Here is a 16,316-nt window from a genome sequence, read left to right on the forward strand (position 1 = left end):
GGAAGTTTATCTTTAAGGATTCATAGGTACTTGCCTGAGACCGGCAGTCTCATCCCAGCCAAATAATAAATTCATATTTTGTACTGCCTGACCAGCGGCTCCTTTTACCAGATTATCTATAGCACTAATGGTAATAAAGTTATCAGTTCGCTCATCATAAGTGCAGTAAATATCGCAATAGTTAGTACCACGCACCTCCTTAATGGCCGGTGGCTGGTCTGTCAGCCGAATAAAGGGTTCATCTTTATAAAAATCTTTATAGACCTCGCTGATCTTTGACGTATTGACTCCTGTCTTAGGTTTTGAGTATATAGTAGAAACTATACCCCTGTCAACGGGCAGAAGGTGTGGGGTAAATTGAACCTTTAATTCATCAGAACTCAGTTTGTTCAGAGTTCCTTCAATTTCAATGGTATGCCTATGATTCTTAACGCTATAAGCTTTAAAGTTATCATTAACATTAGGAAAGTGAGTAGCTGCTTTAGCCTTCACCCCTGCCCCGGTAATACCTGATTTTGAATCAACAATGACTTGCGACTCTATCATTCCCCCTTCAACAAGCGGGGCCAGCCCAAGAATTGCACTGGTCGGATAACACCCAGGATTCGCTATCAGCTTTTTATCTTTGATTTCTTCTTTAAAAAGTTCGGGTATTCCATAAACAGCGTCCTCAAAACCCTTTTGGTATATATGACCTTTATTATACCAGGCTTCATACGTTTCCGGGCTATCCAACCGAAAATCCCCTGAAAGGTCAATCACTGGATAAGGTTTATCTGCATGATCTTTCACAAAATCCATTGAAACTCCATGAGGCAGAGCAAGAAATACCACATCGAGATCCATTGATTCAATGTCTTTAATGGACACTAATTGCTGGTCGATCAAGCCCCTGAAAAAAGGATGAACTTCTGCAAACTGGTCTCCCTTTCTACTTTCAGAAGTAATGGCCGCAATGTCCACTTCAGGATGATTGAGCAGTATCCGAACCAGTTCTGACCCTGTATACCCTGTAGCTCCAATTATTCCTATTTTCTTTTTTCTCATTTTGCATTCAACTCTTTAATGGCCGTAACCATAATTTCAACAGCATGTTTCAATTCTTCTTCTGTAATGATCAATGGAGGAACGAAACGTACTACCCTTTCAGCGGTTGCATTAGCTATAACACTGTGTTCCAGCATTTTGGCTACCACAGGTTTCGTTTCAAATTCAAATTCGGCACCTACCATAAGTCCCAAGCCCCTGACTTCCTTTAAACCGTTCAAGCCGCTATTTCTTATCTCCCTACACAGAAACTCACCTTTGCGCTCCACCTCGCTAAGAAATCCGGGATCTTTGATGATATTCAGGGTAGCTAATGAGGCTGCACATGCCAGTGGGTTCCCCCCAAAGGTTGTTCCGTGGTCACCAAAGTCTATTGCCGACCCAACCTTTTCATTACAGAGAATAGCTCCTATGGGCACACCTCCTCCCAATCCTTTTGCCAGTGTCATGATATCAGGTTCTACACCATAATGTTCTTTGGCAAACATTTTACCCGTTCTTCCTATGCCACACTGAATCTCATCGAATATCAGTACAATGTCTTTTTCATTACAAAGCTTTCTAAGCTGTTGCAGGTACTCCTTGCCTGCCACATTAATACCTCCTTCTCCCTGTACCGGCTCAAGAATAATTGCCGCTGTCTGATCGTCTATAGCATTTTCCACTGCAGTGATATTATTGAAGGGTACCTGTTGAAATCCCTGAGGCATAGGCTCGAAGCCTTGTTGCATGGCTTTTTTACCCATGGCTATAGTGGCGAGCGTACGCCCATGGAAAGACCCCTGCATAGCCATAACATTACCACCCCTGCCTTTGCTGTGCGCATATTTTCTAGCCAGCTTAATGGCCCCTTCTACAGATTCGGCTCCGCTGTTGGCTAAAAACACCCTGTCAAGGCCTGAAAGCTCACAAAGCAGTTTGGATAGCTCAGCCTGAGGTTTGCTTACAAAAAAATTTGAAATATGTACCAGCTCCTGAGCCTGGTTACATATAGCTTCTGTTACTGCCGGATGGCAATGGCCCAAATTGCAAACAGCTATGCCAGCCAGTACATCGAGGTATTCGTTGCCCTCAACATCCCACAACCGGGTGCCCTTCCCTTTCTCAAAAGCTATCGGGTAGCGCCTAAAAGTTTGTAAATAGTATTCCTTGTCAAGTTCATTGAGTGTTGCGTTTGTTAACGCTTCCATAAATTGTTTAAGTTATAGTTTTATAGTAGTTCCTATAGATTGATTTTCATCCATGAGCGAAAGGATTTGCTCTGGTTTCTTCCCATTGATGATGGTAGCCCTGGAAGCTCCTCTTTCTACTGCCAGGCGGCAGGCTTCTGTTTTTGGTATCATTCCACCTTTAATAACCCCCTCATCTATGAATTGTTTGATATTTTGCAGAGAAATTTCTCTGATCAGACTATCAGGGTTATTAATATCTTTCATCAGGCCATCCACATCAGTCAATACACCAAAAACACGAGCATTTAAGTGACCGGCCAGACTGCCGGCAAAAAGATCGGCATTGATGTTATAACTATTGCCATCCTTGTCGGGGGCTATGCATGTAATTACAGGTATATAGTCCTGCTCAAGCAAAAGATAGATCAGTCGAGGGTTGATTTGACTTACCTCACCTACCTGCCCAAGATCCATGCGGGTAATATTACCATTATCGTTGTGCTCATGGTAGTACCTTTTGGCTGTAATGATCTTCCCATCACGCCCGGAAAGACCAACCGCAGTTTGCCCAAGGCTATTTATTATATTGACTACCTCACCATTTACTCTGCCTTTCAGCGCCATCTCAACATAGCGAAGCGCTTCAGGCGTAGTTTTACGGTGACCGTGTATGAATTCACTTTTAATATCAACCTGATCAAGAATTTCCTGGATAAAGGGACCTCCTCCATGTACGATAACAACAGCGAATCCTTGTGACTTTAGCGTGCAGATATTTTTCAGGACAGCGCGTTGGAGATTTTCAGAGACCATGGCGTTGCCGCCATACTTGATAACGATGATAGGTTTTGACTTACTGTTTTTTTCCTCCATGTTATAAATGCTAAGTTAGGCAATAACAAAGGGAATAGAAAGAAATATGGCGTCTAATCTGAAATTTCGACATTTTTAAAGAAACTTAGTGGATGTAAACTCAGCTATTATACACTCAATCTTAACTCCGAATCAAACTATAATCTCAGATTTCCATGATCAAATTCAAAACCACTATTGGCCAACTCGACTACATCAATATGAAGTACCTTGAGATTCCCAAGGAAGTTGTTGATGAGTATGGTACGATGAAAATCAGACTGGTCTGTACGGTCAATAATGTACTATCTTTTCAATGTGGGCTGATGGCTCTGGGTAAGGGTAAAGCCTACATCAGTATTAATGCCAAACGTATGAAAGAGCTCGGGGTAAAACTGGGCGATCAGGTACAGGTAGCTCTTGAAAAGGATAATAGCAAGTATGGTATGGATGTGCCGGAAGAACTTGAAGAATTGTTAAAGCAAGACTATGAAGGTAAACGCAGGTTCGATAAACTGACACCGGGAATGCAACGCTACATTATCTATTATGTCTCCGGGGTAAAAAGCCCTAACCTTAAGTTAGAAAGGGCCATAAGGTTAATTGAAAACCTTAAAAAATCAATAGAAGGAAAGGAAACATTCCGCTTTTTGCTGGGAAAGGACTAAGGCAAAATTTATAAACACTTCGCTTAAAAGTGATGACTTTTTTAGTATATTGAGAGATTGTTCAAAACCAAGAAAGTACCCCAATGCATAGGTTAATAACCCTCTTGTTCTGCCTCATCATCATTAATACAAATGCACAAAATGGAAGGTATCTTCAGCGCATTGACCTTAGTGCAGAGGAGAACAAACCTTTCTTTTCAAGAGTCTATTCATTACCTCAATTGACCATCGAAGCCATACAAAAAGGAAAGGTCCATGCCTATGATATAGACTATAGCAAAAACACCATTACTTCATTAAGTAGAGAAGCGTTTAAAGCCAAAATGATTGTATATACCGCCGACAATGGCTTTGGAACAGTTGACACCATTTCGTATACTGGCCGCGACTTCACCGCTATAGAAGTAGATGTCTCAAAAAGGAATAATAGGACCACGGGACTAAACTATATTCATTTCAATGTAAACGATAGCAGCAAGTCCGAGCGGCACAGGTTCTCAGTATCTTTCGCTGAACTGTGTAATTATCTCAATCAAAAAAAAACACTATGGGTGTACAATAGCAACTCGTGGTTATGGAAAGGCCAGGTCTTACATTCAAACGGCTACTATGCAGATGATATTATTTACAACATTTTTCCTGATACTAATTATAGCTATATTCACCTCTTAAGGAACCCTGAAGGAGACTATGAAAAACTACAGTTCTATGACTTGGATCATAGGTTAATGCAAGAGCTTCCATTTCAAGGTTCATCAGCAAAGGCAGAAATTAAACTAATGGCAACAGCGCTTCAGGAAGGCAATTACATAACAAAGAACAAGAAAAAGATAAAAACCCGCATCGCCGAAGTCTCTGTACCTAGCCAGCCTCTCCTTCTAGATGAAAATTTCTTCATTATTCAAAATGAAGAAATACACTTACTACACCCTGAGAATGCCAGGTTCTACATTGAAGAAAAAGAACTACCAACGCTGATTATGCAGGCTATTGAGGAAGGGAAAATAACAAGAGTATATGAAGATAACATGCTTAACAATGAGATGACTCAGGAAGAATGGACACTCCAAGCAAGTGAGGAATTTATTTATACATCAAGTGATTCCGATAATGAAGAGGACGAAGAGTACCTTTTAAGCCAGCGAGTAATGTATGTAGGTCGCTCAGTCACTATTGTATCTGTTTCATGGAAAAAGTATTTTAATCATAAAGGAGAAATAATAGCTCAAATGCCTCATTCAATTGGTTTATTTGTCGGACCCGAACAAACTTTGACGGGCCTTCGCAAACCATTGGGGTATTTCTCTTTCAACGATCTATATCATGCCCTGAAAAATGCCCCGGAGGCCTACTACAGCACCCCTAAATCAGGTAATTTTATTAACGACCTAATGAAAAGGGATTACTTTTCTTATTTTACATCCACATCAGGAATTTTTGTTCAAAGCAGGTAATCCTCTTTTTTGTTTTTTTGATCTCCCATCATGCACTGAAGTGAGTATGTAAATTGTTTGGAGCAACCAGATTCTCTGTTTTCCTTTTTAACTTTACCCTATGTTCAGAACGGAAATTATACCAAAAGCTTCACGAGATAAAATAAATATTTCATCTCCTGTTCTTTCCATTGGCTCCTGCTTTTCTGACTGCATGGGCCAGCGCTTTGCCAACTACAAATTCGACAGTCTGGCCAACCCATATGGTACTGTCTATAACCCTGTTTCTATTTTTAAACTTCTGGGGTATACACTTTCAAAAAATTACCCTGATCAGTCCACTTATGTAGAGACACAGGGGCTACAGGCCAATTATGATTTCCACTCCTCTTTCTCTCATGAAGAGCCCATGGAAATTGAAAATTCCATCCATGAAGCCATAGACTTAGCTCATAAACACCTTAAGAAGTCAAACTGGTTGATCATGACCTTTGGCACTTCTTTTATTTACCGAAGAAAAAGCAACCAAGAGATTGTAGCCAATTGCCATAAAATACCAGCCCGCCACTTTAGCAAAGAACTTCTCACTCAAAAGCAAATCATTGAGAGATTTGAAGCTTTTAATCAACAGTTGATGAGTAACTATCCAGATATCAGGATCATCCTAACAGTCTCCCCGGTAAGACACATCAAGGACACCATGGAACAAAACAGCGTGAGTAAATCCATACTGAGGATAACCTGCGACACATTGGAAAGGGAATATGATAATATACAATATTTTCCCAGCTACGAAATCATGATGGATGACCTCCGAGATTATCGCTTCTACAAAACGGATATGATACACCCTACTCTGGATGCTGAAGATTATATTTGGAAAAAGTTTAGTGAGGCCTATCTCGATGCTGATACTGTATCGTTTATAGAGGAATGGGACAAAATTCTAAAAGCCATACATCACCGCCCGTTTAATCCGGCTTCGGATGCACACCAAAATTTTTTGCAAGAAACCATTACCCGGGTCAAGCGTTTAGAGGGTAAGATTGACATCAAGCAGGAAGTTGCCCTGCTGGAACAACAACTGATAAAAAAATGAATGCCGTCAGATTGATCAGAACCTTTCTGCTGGCAGTATTGCTAACAAACTGCATAACTAAAACCACAAACGAAAACATCATGAACCAAGCCCCCATACATAAGGAAGGAAAAGCTAATCGCCTGATCGATGCAACAAGCCCCTACTTGTTACAGCACGCCTACAACCCTGTAAACTGGTACCCGTGGAGTGAAGAAGCGCTAGATAAGGCTCGCAAAGAAGATAAGCCCATATTAGTAAGCATCGGTTATTCATCCTGTCACTGGTGCCATGTCATGGAGCGTGAATCTTTTGAGAATGATAGTATAGCCGCCATTATGAATGAGCATTTTATAGCCATCAAGGTAGATCGTGAAGAAAGACCCGATGTAGATCAGATATATATGGATGCTTTACAAGCTATGGGGCAAAATGGTGGCTGGCCACTGAACGTTTTTCTCACATCCGACCAAAAGCCATTTTACGGAGGCACATATTTTCCCCCACAAGCCTGGGCTAAGCTGCTACAGCAAGTAGCCACAGTATATAACGAGAAACGTGGAGAGATAGAAGAGTCTGCCGAACAGCTCACCAATGCCATAGCTACAAGCGAGGTGATCAAATACCGGCTAAAGAATGAAGGTTCAGAGTACAATGTCAACGGCATGGATAAGATGTACGAAAGCATAGCTGCTCGCTTTGATAAAAAAAGGGGCGGCCTTAACCGCTCTCCAAAGTTTCCAATGCCCGGGCAGTGGCTCTTCCTACTCCGCTACTATCACCTTACCGATAATCAGGAAGCTCTTCGGCATATTGAGGTTACACTGCATGAGATAGCATACGGCGGTATTTATGATCAGGCTGGTGGAGGCTTTGCCCGTTACTCAGTAGATGCCAACTGGCTTGTCCCTCACTTTGAAAAGATGCTTTATGATAATGGCCAGCTGGTAAGCCTGTACTCTGAAGCTTATACGGCAACCGGTAATGAATTATACAAACAAGTAGTGTCCCAGACCATAGAATGGCTGGAGAGAGAGATGACCAATAGCATGGGGGGCTTCTATTCTGCACTGGATGCAGATAGTGAAGGCGAAGAAGGAAAATTCTACGTCTGGACAAAGGCTGAGATTGAAAAGATCACAGGCGATGACAGCGACCTGATCAAAGATTACTACAACATCACAGAGGAAGGAAACTGGGAGGAAGGTAAAAACATTTTGCATAGAAGAATCTCTGACCATGAATTTGCAGCACAAAGAGGTATTGACGTAGCTATACTCAATGAAAAAATAGCAAAAGCTAATAATTTGTTTTTAAAAGAGCGTACCCAAAGGGTACGGCCTGGCCTCGATGACAAAGCTCTCTCGGGGTGGAATGGTCTGATGTTAAAAGGCCTTGTTGATGCTTATATAGCTTTTGGAGAAGAAAAATTTCTGACCATGGCCCTTAACAATGCATCCTTCATTACCAGCGAAATGAGTGATGGTGAGAGGTTATTCAGAAGCTATAAAGAGGGCAAGGCTACGATAGATGGTTATTTGGAGGATTACGCCCATGTTATCGATGCTTTTATTGCACTGTACCAAGCCACATTTGACGAAAAGTGGCTAAACAAGGCTAAAACAATGACTGACTATACGCTCAAGCATTTTTTCGACAACGGCGAAAAGCTTTTCTTTTACACAGATGATAGCTCCGAAAAACTAATAGTCAGAAAAAAAGAGATTTTTGACAATGTAATCCCCGCCTCAAACTCACAAATGGCATTAAACCTCCACTTATTGGGTATTATTTATGATAATGACGATTATAAATCGAAAAGCAAAGCTATGATTGGGAAAATGACTTCTCTACTGGAAGGGGAACCGACATACCTTTACAACTGGGGCATACTTTACAGTTATTTGGCATCATCCACAGCCGAAGTAGCCATAGTGGGCAGCAATGCCAATAATATCAGGATCCGTTTTGGCAAGAGATACTATCCTAACAAAGTAGTAATAGGAACAAAACAAAGCAGTAATTTACCGCTACTGAAAGGTAAAGAAGCGATAAATGATCAGACAACTATATATGTCTGCTACAACAAAACATGCAAATTACCAGTTACAGATATTGATCAAGCCTATGAACAGCTAAAATGAGACTATCGCATAAGGAGAAACTTATTCGGGTTCCTACCTGAAAAAAATTGTGTATATTAAAACCTGAGGCCGTTTCAAAATACTTTTTAGACGGCCTGGTTTTTAAATTACAGGATACTTCCTTCTTTCTCGTAGGCCAGTATTTCATTTTTAAGCCACTCAGGAATCTCCATGCTTTTCCTTTCTTTCATGTCAAACATAACCTGTGTGCTTTTGCCTTGGGCGTGGAGAATAGTCTGCCCTTCCCTCTCAGTGCAAATGATGTATTCCAAATCAAAGCTTTTGCCTCCAAATCTCATAGTGCGCACCCACACCGTAGGGTTATGATCTGTTAACTTGAGTTCCCTTTTGTAATCACAGGAAATATTTGCGATCAAAAACATGTTTTTATGCCAGTCCCATGTAGGGCTTGCCGCTGACATGTATTTACCACGGCCTAATTCAAAGTATTGTATATAAATAGAGTTGTTGACGTGTGCCAATGGGTCAAGGTCCATCCAACGCACTTGCAGGTCCTGTTTAAAGGTAAACTGATCAAAAATATCCATATTCGAGGTTACAAAATTAAAAGTGAAACCAGCTTGGTCAGGCTTTTCCAATACCGGCCATAAAGTGATCCGGCAAATATATACATTCACCTTAACTATTATTCCTAAAATGGCACTTGATATTACTGTATGAGCCAGTAACTATCCGTCCTAACTCCAATACTACATCGCTTAAATCCATTCAGGGCGTTAGTATAGGAGTAATGGCTCTCCTCCATATCTCATACCCCGCATCAGTCATATGAATACCATCTTCAAGATAAAGTTCTGGCTTAGGTTTGCCTTCTGAAGTAAGCATTGAATCATAAATATCTACAAAAGTCAGGTTCGACTTAGTTTCTGCATATTTTTTGATCATTTCATTCGCCATTTCAATCTCCCTGGCTTTATTCCACCGGGCCGGACAGGGCTTGATAGAGATCACACTAACCTTCGTCTCAGGAAACCTAGCCTTAATCATACCATAGACTGTGCAAAAATCACCGTAAACCTGAACAGCTGTCTTTCCATGAGTAATATCATTATCTCCCGAATAGATAACCACTTGGGCAGGGCTATACCTGGCAAGTACTCTGTCAAAATTTTCGATGATATCTACAAACTCTGAACCTCCAAACCCTCTGTTAATGACATTATCGTTATCCAGAACACTGGCTACATCTTTCCACATACGAATGGATGAACTTCCCGTAAAAATTATCGTACCTTCTTTGGGAGGAGGGTTAAGCTTGTCCTGCTCATCAAATTTCCTGAATTCAGGTTCCCATTTGCTTTGCCCCAAAACAGGAGATATGAATATGTAAAAAATAAGTGCCCCAATCGTTAAAATTCTCATGGTCTGAAATTTAATTATCACGTGATAAGTTTTCTCCCCGTTCTTTAAAATTCTTCAAAAGAAGAGAAAAACCCAAGTTTATCATCAAAATATCCCTGCTATGCAAGGTAACCTTTTTTGGTTTTCAATGATATAAGTATAAAACAGAGGTGTTACACTAGTATGGTTTATCAGCCTTAAATACCTGAATTCCATTTTTCTTAATACCATTTACTTAATTGCTTCTCCATGATATTTACTTTTTAGTTTTAGTTTTGTATCAACTCCCCATGCATATTCTTTAAACCGGACTTACGATGCATTATAGATCTCCCTTTCCAATTCTTGACTACACTGGTATTGACTTGAAGGAGATCAATGACCAGACTCTGACAAAGGCTAAAAAGATTCTTTTAGTTGAGATAGACCATGCTGACAACGGAAGTATAACTATTGATGGGGAGACATTAACCAAAAATGACATTTTACTGCTATTCGAAAGTCTTTCGAATACAGAGTACCTGATCTACCATCGCTGGATAAATGAAAATCCGGGTCTGCGGGCTTTACTTGAAAACAAGACACTTGATGACTATGAAGAGATTTTTGATGAGCAACTGCTCTCTCATGATAAAGCCAGTGGTTTTAAAGCTTTCGTCTCCCCTTACCTGGCCCAGCCTTTAGGCAAAATATTAAGTCAGACATTTACGCGTCAGGAATACACTAGAGGCCTGAAGATAATCAAGGCTACTCAACTGATCGAACATGCTAATTATGATGTCACATTTGGAAAGCTACAAAGCAACATTCGGGGAATTACGGCTGAGCTTAAGCTCTTCAATGAAAGAGGCGTAGGTCAATTTAAAGAACATCAATGCCACTATATCAACTACTATTTTATTCAATTCCTCAATCAATTGCCTGATGGTTTTGGGGTGTTGCGTGATAATTTTGCCACTGAACTCATCAACCTCACTGTAACAATCCAACACAACCATTCTCACCTTTGTAAAAGGCTTTATTTTTCTCTTAGCGCCCTTAACTGCTCTGATGAGATCAAAGAGGTCATTAAAAACAATCTGAAAATATTTCAAAGAGTAACCGGAGATTCATCATCAGCAGGAAAAAAAGAAACTGAATCCCAAGGCTCAGGTGCCATAATATTTAAAGTTGGGTTTATGGCGATATTTTTCCTTATTTTCATTTTGAAAAACTGTGACAACACCAGCTCCAGACGTGTCGATTACAAAATGGAGCTCACTCAGCCCATGACACATAGGCTAACCCACTTAAAAAATATGCTGGATCTCAAAATGCTATGCAAACAACAAATTAAACAGGGCTATCTGATGGCTGAGGAAAATAACTCCATTAATATAGCGGACTCTACTCTTTGGCCTTATACCTCTGAATATCAAAACCTGATCAGCTATACACCAGAAATTGGCCAGAAAATTTCAGTAACAAATGAGTCTCACTATGATGTTGTAGTGTTTCTATCTACGAACTGGCACAACTATTCAGCCTTCCTGAACCCTGGCGAAAAGCTGTCATTCAATATGGCTAGTAAAGATTACTTACAGTTTTACCCGGGACAACACTGGAAGCATGACTTGCGCTCCAAACTGGAGACCACCCAACGCCAGCATTTTGCAAAGGTTGACTCCACTACACTTACCTTTCTGGATAAAATATGGCAAAGGCAGTGTAGCCATACTACCCCATGCCGTGATTCCAGCTTTTCACTTTATATTGATAAAGGTAACAGTCTGAAGTTTTCCGGCAACAACCACACCAGTGGATTCAAAGAAGTTAACGAATACTTTTATCTCAAAACATTATCGGGTAATCATACTGAATAAATGTCAGCCTATACCCGTTCCCTTGAAGTTTTTCCATGCACTCTTCTCTTCCTTCTCTGGTAACAGGTGCAAAAGATTAAACACAATTACCTTTAGCTCCTTGTAATTCTGCCTTGCCAGTGCCTGCTGCCCCTGGTCTTTATAATTGACCGCAAGCTTTTCATCACTGAATCTGGAATTATCCATAATAGAAATCCGGTGGTACAGATCTATAATCCCTTCGTCAGAGTTTATGTAGAGATCATTGTTTAAAGATTCCAGCTTTTTTACGTGCCCCTCCATCAAGTATACACTCTGTCCTTTCATCACTTCATTTTCATGTTCTACAATCTCACCAAAGCGCAAACTTGCTGATTTGTCACCATTTTCGTCTATCCGTTTTTTTAGCCTTTCCTTTAGCTGGTAATATTCAACACGTAATTTGGTAAGTCGCGCATGTTTACCCAACTGATCGTACTTCTGAGCCAACCGGCGTTTCCGCTCACAAACGTGATATTTTTCATCTCCGGACAGGGTGTTTTTCATAAGAGCAACCTCCTCTTCCACAGCCATAGCTTCTGCAAGGTATTCCCTCAACGTTGTAGCCATTTCAAAATCCTCCTCTCTCTCCTTTTGCCCAAGGTCTTTCCTAATATTATGAATAAGTAAGGACAACTCATCTTCCATCCTTGTTGTACTCACATATTTTTCTGAAGAATTAAACACATGATCAAACTCCTGATCGGTCTGATTGAGATACACAGTTACCCTCAGATCGCGTGACTCTGAGATTTCCATCCTTATTTCAAGGTCAGACCCTTTCACCAGATCCATATCCAGCTTGGCAGGATCGATCTCTATAATACCAATGGCCTGGTTGGTTTCCGGCAGTGCATACCTGTCACCTTCCAGTACATTAACAATTAACTTGTCTTGCCCGTCACGATAAATGGTTTTTGACACCTCTCGATAAACGGTCTTATTTAATGGAAGTATACTATTTTTGGGAAAAACTACTTCCAGCTTGGTCCGGTTTTCCTCTAAGTCATCAACTTCGAGGCAGATATCATTGGGGAGAGGTTGCCCGTCTATGTTGAATTTACCGTGCAAAATACCTATTTCGGGTATATTGGTAGGCACCGGAGCATGCTGAGCATTTAACACCTCCACCTTAAAGTTATTTAACCGGTCAGGTGCCAGAGTAAGAAATTCCCTGACTTTAGGTACAGCATTTCTAATACCTGTATCAAAACCACCATCTTCTCTCCTGATTCTATAAAAATGACTTTCTATATCACTTTCAAAATCAAGCAATAATACCTCTTCACTATCCATACTGGATTTGGGGTATGAAATCCTCGCCTTGACTTCATTATCAGAGTCTGCAACTTCCTTTTTAGCCACCTTAACCTTCTTCTGTTTCCCTGCGGCATACTGCGCCGCACCCACCACTACAGCCGTGGTAGGGTCAACCGAAGCATTTACTTCTATCCTGAGTCTTGATTTCAAAAGCTCCTGCACCAATGGTATGTAAGTGCTACCTCCTACCAATATTACTTGCTGAATGTCTGCTGGTTCAAGTTCATTATCGATCAGTAGCTCTTCAACGAGATCCAATGCATACGATAGTTTCTCATGGATACAGTTATTAAACTGATCCCGGGTAACCGAAATAATTATCTCTTCCTCTATTCCATCCTCATCGTTTATTTCCAATTCAACTTCTACAGTTTCCTTTACAGACAGCTGTTTTTTTGCTTCTTCAGCTTTCAATAACAGTACTTGATACAGCCTTCTGAAATCCAGTGTTCTTTCCTCATACTCTTTCTTAAGATATGCCAGTGCAGGGTTACTAAATATAGCATGAAGAAAGATATCAGTAACCATACGATGGTCAAAATCAAGACCTCCCAAAAAATTATCTCCTCTATGGTCAATAATTTTCAACTCCTGTTCATTGATGGAAGCAATGGCCACATCAAAAGTTCCTCCACCAAGATCATAGACCAGCCATTTGCCAGCCTTCTCTGTTCTGTCTCCATTATTAGCAAATGCCAGGCATGCGGCTATAGGCTCCTGAAGCAACACTACCTCCTCAAAACCAGCCTCATAGCCGGCCTTTTTCGTGGCATTGGACTGTATCGTATCAAATGATGCTGGTATGGTAATCACCACTGAGGCCACCTCTTCTCCGGTATGAACGAAGGTTTTGAGTTCGCGCAAAACATAGGCTGACAGTTCAACAGGAGTTTTTGTTTCACTGGTATTGGCTACAAAAAAGGTTTCAGTAGTCCCCATTTTTCTTTTAAAGCTTCCGAACACATTTTCGGGATCCTTACCTAGCAGCTCTCTGGCTTTATCTCCAACTATAATTCTATTTCTTCTAAACCCCACTACTGATGGCAGGGTCTGTTTAAGATCCAGTGGGTTTTTAAAAACGTCAACTCCTCCATGTGTTGACCTCGCTATGGCCGAATTGGTTGTTCCAAGGTCTATGGCAAAATCAATGGTACTACTCATACATCAGGCTTTCTTTTCTACAATAACTACGGCTTTTTGTATAATGACAGGTGTCTCTCCACCCTCCTTAAAAATTATGGGTTTGATAACTTTGCTTATATACATGTTTCCTTCCTCAAAGTCACCAACTATACTGGCCTCACAGTCAGTTCGCATATCATTATAGTCTTCATGCAAAGGGTCGTAAAACGTATACCCATACTCCTCCAGATAATGTTTCATCCTGTTAACATTCCGTGTAACTCCTGAAGAATCTCCTTTAGAAGCAAGTTTCTGCTCCATTTCAAAAATCTGATTGACAATTCCTAAGATAGACTCCATACAAACTAGACATTAAGGCGGTTAACTTATTGATTTTGTATTGTCAAAAAATATGGGGAACCTAAAGTTAACGCAATATTATTACGCTTCATAATTTTCAGGATCCATGCTGGTCGTATTTTCTTTTGAATCTCTCCCCTACCTCAAAGCATATTTTCAGGAGAAATATTTAAACAACATGCGCTCAAATATGAACAACAAGCAGATAATCAATAAATTAAGAATGAAAAATATTGTACACCCTATGTTAAAAAAACGATAACAGTATAAATAATATCACTTTTTTTCATAAGTCATTTATTTTATTCAGGTAATTCTTTCCATCCCTCCTTAGGTGCTTTTCCTACAGTATCTGATACTGGCTTATTCCAAAGCACTTCGCGTAGTTCCGGGTTATCTGGGTGATATTTTAAATAATACCTTCCTCCTTCGATATTCACCTGATCCAAGTACTTTAAAGGACGCTGACTACCAAAAGCTTATCATTATTCACATAATAATAAGTGGATTTTAAAATAAAACATTGAATAAGGGGGAATACCTAACCTTTATGCATAGGTATCCTGATTGCTCTCCCCTTAAAGCCATGTGATCTGCTATAAGTTATGGTTGATCTTTCTGAAAACGGTAGGCGTATAACCGGTTATTTTCTTGAATTTTCTATTGAAATTAGAAAGGTTGTTGAAGCCTGAAAGATGGCAGACTCCTGTAATGCTGAGATCCTCTTTTTGCAATAATTTACAGGCGTAGCTTACACGCATCTCGGTTAGAAACTCTATATAAGTTTTGCGGGTCCTTTTTTTGAAATAGCGACAGAAGGATGGCACCGTCATGTTAGAAACGTCGGCCACTTCCTCCAGAGTAATTTCCCGATGAAACTCATTCATAGTGAACTGGTAGATATCGTTGAGACGCTTTGCTTGCAACTCAGTGTAATCGTGTGTTACTTCCGAGGTCAGTGAAATGCTATCTTCTGCGCTGGCTAAAATCTCCAATATAGAAAGCATCTCTATTACCTTACTCAGGTTGTTCAAGGATTGTAGCCGGGTGATTTTTGGTATTAATAGTTCCGCGGTATTCCGGTTTAACTTAAGAGATTGTCTTTTACTTAAAAACTGCCCAACCAGTTGGGTTTCGGGAAGTTTAAAAAACTTCTCTCCAAATAGTGTTTCCTCAAAAAAGATAGAGATGCCTAAAGCTCTCAGGTCTTCGGATTCGGTGTAATACTTCTTATCGTTCTTAAATACATGGGGTACGTTACTATTAATAAGGAATACATCGCCGGCTTTAAAGTTTCCTACATAATCATCGATGAGAACCGTCCCATCGCTTTCCAGAATAGTGGTCAGCTGCAGTTCCGGGTGCTTATGCAATATATCATAGAAGTAGGGCTGATCATCTACTTGTATGAGGAAGGATGAATTTATTGTCTTTGAAACTTTAAATGGCAGTACTTTCACCTGATATCTACATTTTTACGACAGTAATAATGTCATAAATCTATCTTTTAGCAAGATAGTTTAAAACAACAGACAATATAGTATTATCTTAGCGTATTTCTTCTCAAAACACGTCTTTTTTTCATGCTTTGAGCCGGCAACCCAAGTCTATATTTCCCAGCCGTTTCACTTCCGGAAAAACGATAAGATATATTTGTTACCCACAACGTTCTACCTGATGCTCAAACTGTTGCTGCTTGATCATTTTTCAATACTATTTTATCTTACCAAGTTATTAACCCTACTAAACCCCATATTATACTACATGCCTATGAAATATTCGTATTTAAACAAAAATGACATTGATAATTAAGCTACTTACTTTTATAAAATATTGACAACCAAAATCATTTTCACTCCCTTTCTAAAAATCTGTATA

At 40.1% G+C, this 16,316-nt stretch carries 14 protein-coding genes; 5 read left to right on the plus strand and 9 right to left on the minus strand.

The annotated features are described in order from the left end of the window. Nucleotides 1–12: 12 nt before the first annotated feature. Genes argC through argB form a run of 3 tightly spaced genes read right to left on the minus strand, consistent with a single transcriptional unit; the run spans nucleotide 13 to nucleotide 3,092 of the window. Complete coding sequence (argC, locus tag JMN32_RS02330) at nucleotides 13–1,047, minus strand: N-acetyl-gamma-glutamyl-phosphate reductase (RefSeq protein ID WP_202854666.1); 1,035 nt, start codon at nucleotides 1,045–1,047, stop codon at nucleotides 13–15. Continuing rightward, complete coding sequence (locus JMN32_RS02335) at nucleotides 1,044–2,237, minus strand: aspartate aminotransferase family protein (protein WP_202854667.1); 1,194 nt, start codon at nucleotides 2,235–2,237, stop codon at nucleotides 1,044–1,046. Before JMN32_RS02335 ends, argC begins: the two co-directional genes overlap by 4 nt. Nucleotides 2,238–2,249: 12 nt before the next feature. Next, on the minus strand, nucleotides 2,250–3,092 hold the full coding sequence (gene argB, locus JMN32_RS02340; RefSeq protein ID WP_202854668.1) for an acetylglutamate kinase: 843 nt from the start codon (nucleotides 3,090–3,092) through the stop codon (nucleotides 2,250–2,252). A 155-nt stretch (nucleotides 3,093–3,247) separates the two neighbouring features. Between argB and JMN32_RS02345 the strand changes: the two genes are divergently transcribed. From JMN32_RS02345 to JMN32_RS02360, 4 genes are all read left to right on the plus strand, one after another. Further along, entirely contained in the window at nucleotides 3,248–3,739 is a 492-nt protein-coding gene (locus tag JMN32_RS02345) for a DUF1905 domain-containing protein (protein WP_202854669.1), read from the plus strand. Nucleotides 3,740–3,822: 83 nt separating this feature from the next. Further along, on the plus strand, nucleotides 3,823–5,193 hold the full coding sequence (locus JMN32_RS02350; protein ID WP_202854670.1) for a hypothetical protein: 1,371 nt from the start codon (nucleotides 3,823–3,825) through the stop codon (nucleotides 5,191–5,193). Nucleotides 5,194–5,293: 100 nt separating this feature from the next. Beyond that, complete coding sequence (locus tag JMN32_RS02355; protein ID WP_202854671.1) at nucleotides 5,294–6,271, plus strand: GSCFA domain-containing protein; 978 nt, start codon at nucleotides 5,294–5,296, stop codon at nucleotides 6,269–6,271. Beyond that, nucleotides 6,268–8,394 (plus strand): thioredoxin domain-containing protein, encoded by a 2,127-nt coding sequence (locus tag JMN32_RS02360; protein ID WP_317191751.1) that lies wholly within the window; start codon nucleotides 6,268–6,270, stop codon nucleotides 8,392–8,394. Before JMN32_RS02355 ends, JMN32_RS02360 begins: the two co-directional genes overlap by 4 nt. 107 nt (nucleotides 8,395–8,501) lie before the next feature. Here JMN32_RS02360 and JMN32_RS02365 read toward each other — a convergent pair whose 3' ends face one another. Both JMN32_RS02365 and JMN32_RS02370 read right to left on the minus strand, forming a co-directional pair. After that, nucleotides 8,502–9,032 (minus strand): acyl-CoA thioesterase, encoded by a 531-nt coding sequence (locus JMN32_RS02365; protein WP_317191752.1) that lies wholly within the window; start codon nucleotides 9,030–9,032, stop codon nucleotides 8,502–8,504. Nucleotides 9,033–9,123: 91 nt separating this feature from the next. Then, the gene (locus JMN32_RS02370) at nucleotides 9,124–9,777 is read right to left on the minus strand and encodes a GDSL-type esterase/lipase family protein (protein ID WP_202854673.1); all 654 of its coding nucleotides are present in this window, start codon (nucleotides 9,775–9,777) and stop codon (nucleotides 9,124–9,126) included. Between the two features lie 296 nt (nucleotides 9,778–10,073). On the opposite strand from JMN32_RS02370, the gene JMN32_RS02375 reads away from it, so the two are divergent. Beyond that, a complete protein-coding gene (locus tag JMN32_RS02375) occupies nucleotides 10,074–11,618 on the plus strand; it encodes a hypothetical protein (RefSeq protein ID WP_202854674.1) in 1,545 nt (514 codons plus the stop codon). A gap of 3 nt (nucleotides 11,619–11,621) precedes the next feature. Here the strand turns inward: JMN32_RS02375 and JMN32_RS02380 are convergent, their stop codons facing one another. The 4 genes from JMN32_RS02380 to JMN32_RS02395 all read right to left on the minus strand — a co-directional run bounded on the left by JMN32_RS02380 (nucleotide 11,622) and on the right by JMN32_RS02395 (nucleotide 15,898). Beyond that, the gene (locus JMN32_RS02380; RefSeq protein WP_202854675.1) at nucleotides 11,622–14,117 is read right to left on the minus strand and encodes an Hsp70 family protein; all 2,496 of its coding nucleotides are present in this window, start codon (nucleotides 14,115–14,117) and stop codon (nucleotides 11,622–11,624) included. A gap of 3 nt (nucleotides 14,118–14,120) precedes the next feature. After that, a complete protein-coding gene (locus JMN32_RS02385; protein ID WP_202854676.1) occupies nucleotides 14,121–14,438 on the minus strand; it encodes a hypothetical protein in 318 nt (105 codons plus the stop codon). A 302-nt stretch (nucleotides 14,439–14,740) separates the two neighbouring features. Beyond that, nucleotides 14,741–14,878: a hypothetical protein gene (locus JMN32_RS02390; RefSeq protein ID WP_202854677.1), complete on the minus strand. Its 138-nt coding sequence runs from the start codon at nucleotides 14,876–14,878 to the stop codon at nucleotides 14,741–14,743. 156 nt (nucleotides 14,879–15,034) lie between these two features. After that, a complete protein-coding gene (locus tag JMN32_RS02395) occupies nucleotides 15,035–15,898 on the minus strand; it encodes an AraC family transcriptional regulator (RefSeq protein WP_202854678.1) in 864 nt (287 codons plus the stop codon). Between the last annotated feature and the right edge of the window lie 418 nt (nucleotides 15,899–16,316).

The organism is Fulvivirga marina, from assembly GCF_016775155.1.
Classification (GTDB): domain Bacteria; phylum Bacteroidota; class Bacteroidia; order Cytophagales; family Cyclobacteriaceae; genus Fulvivirga; species Fulvivirga marina.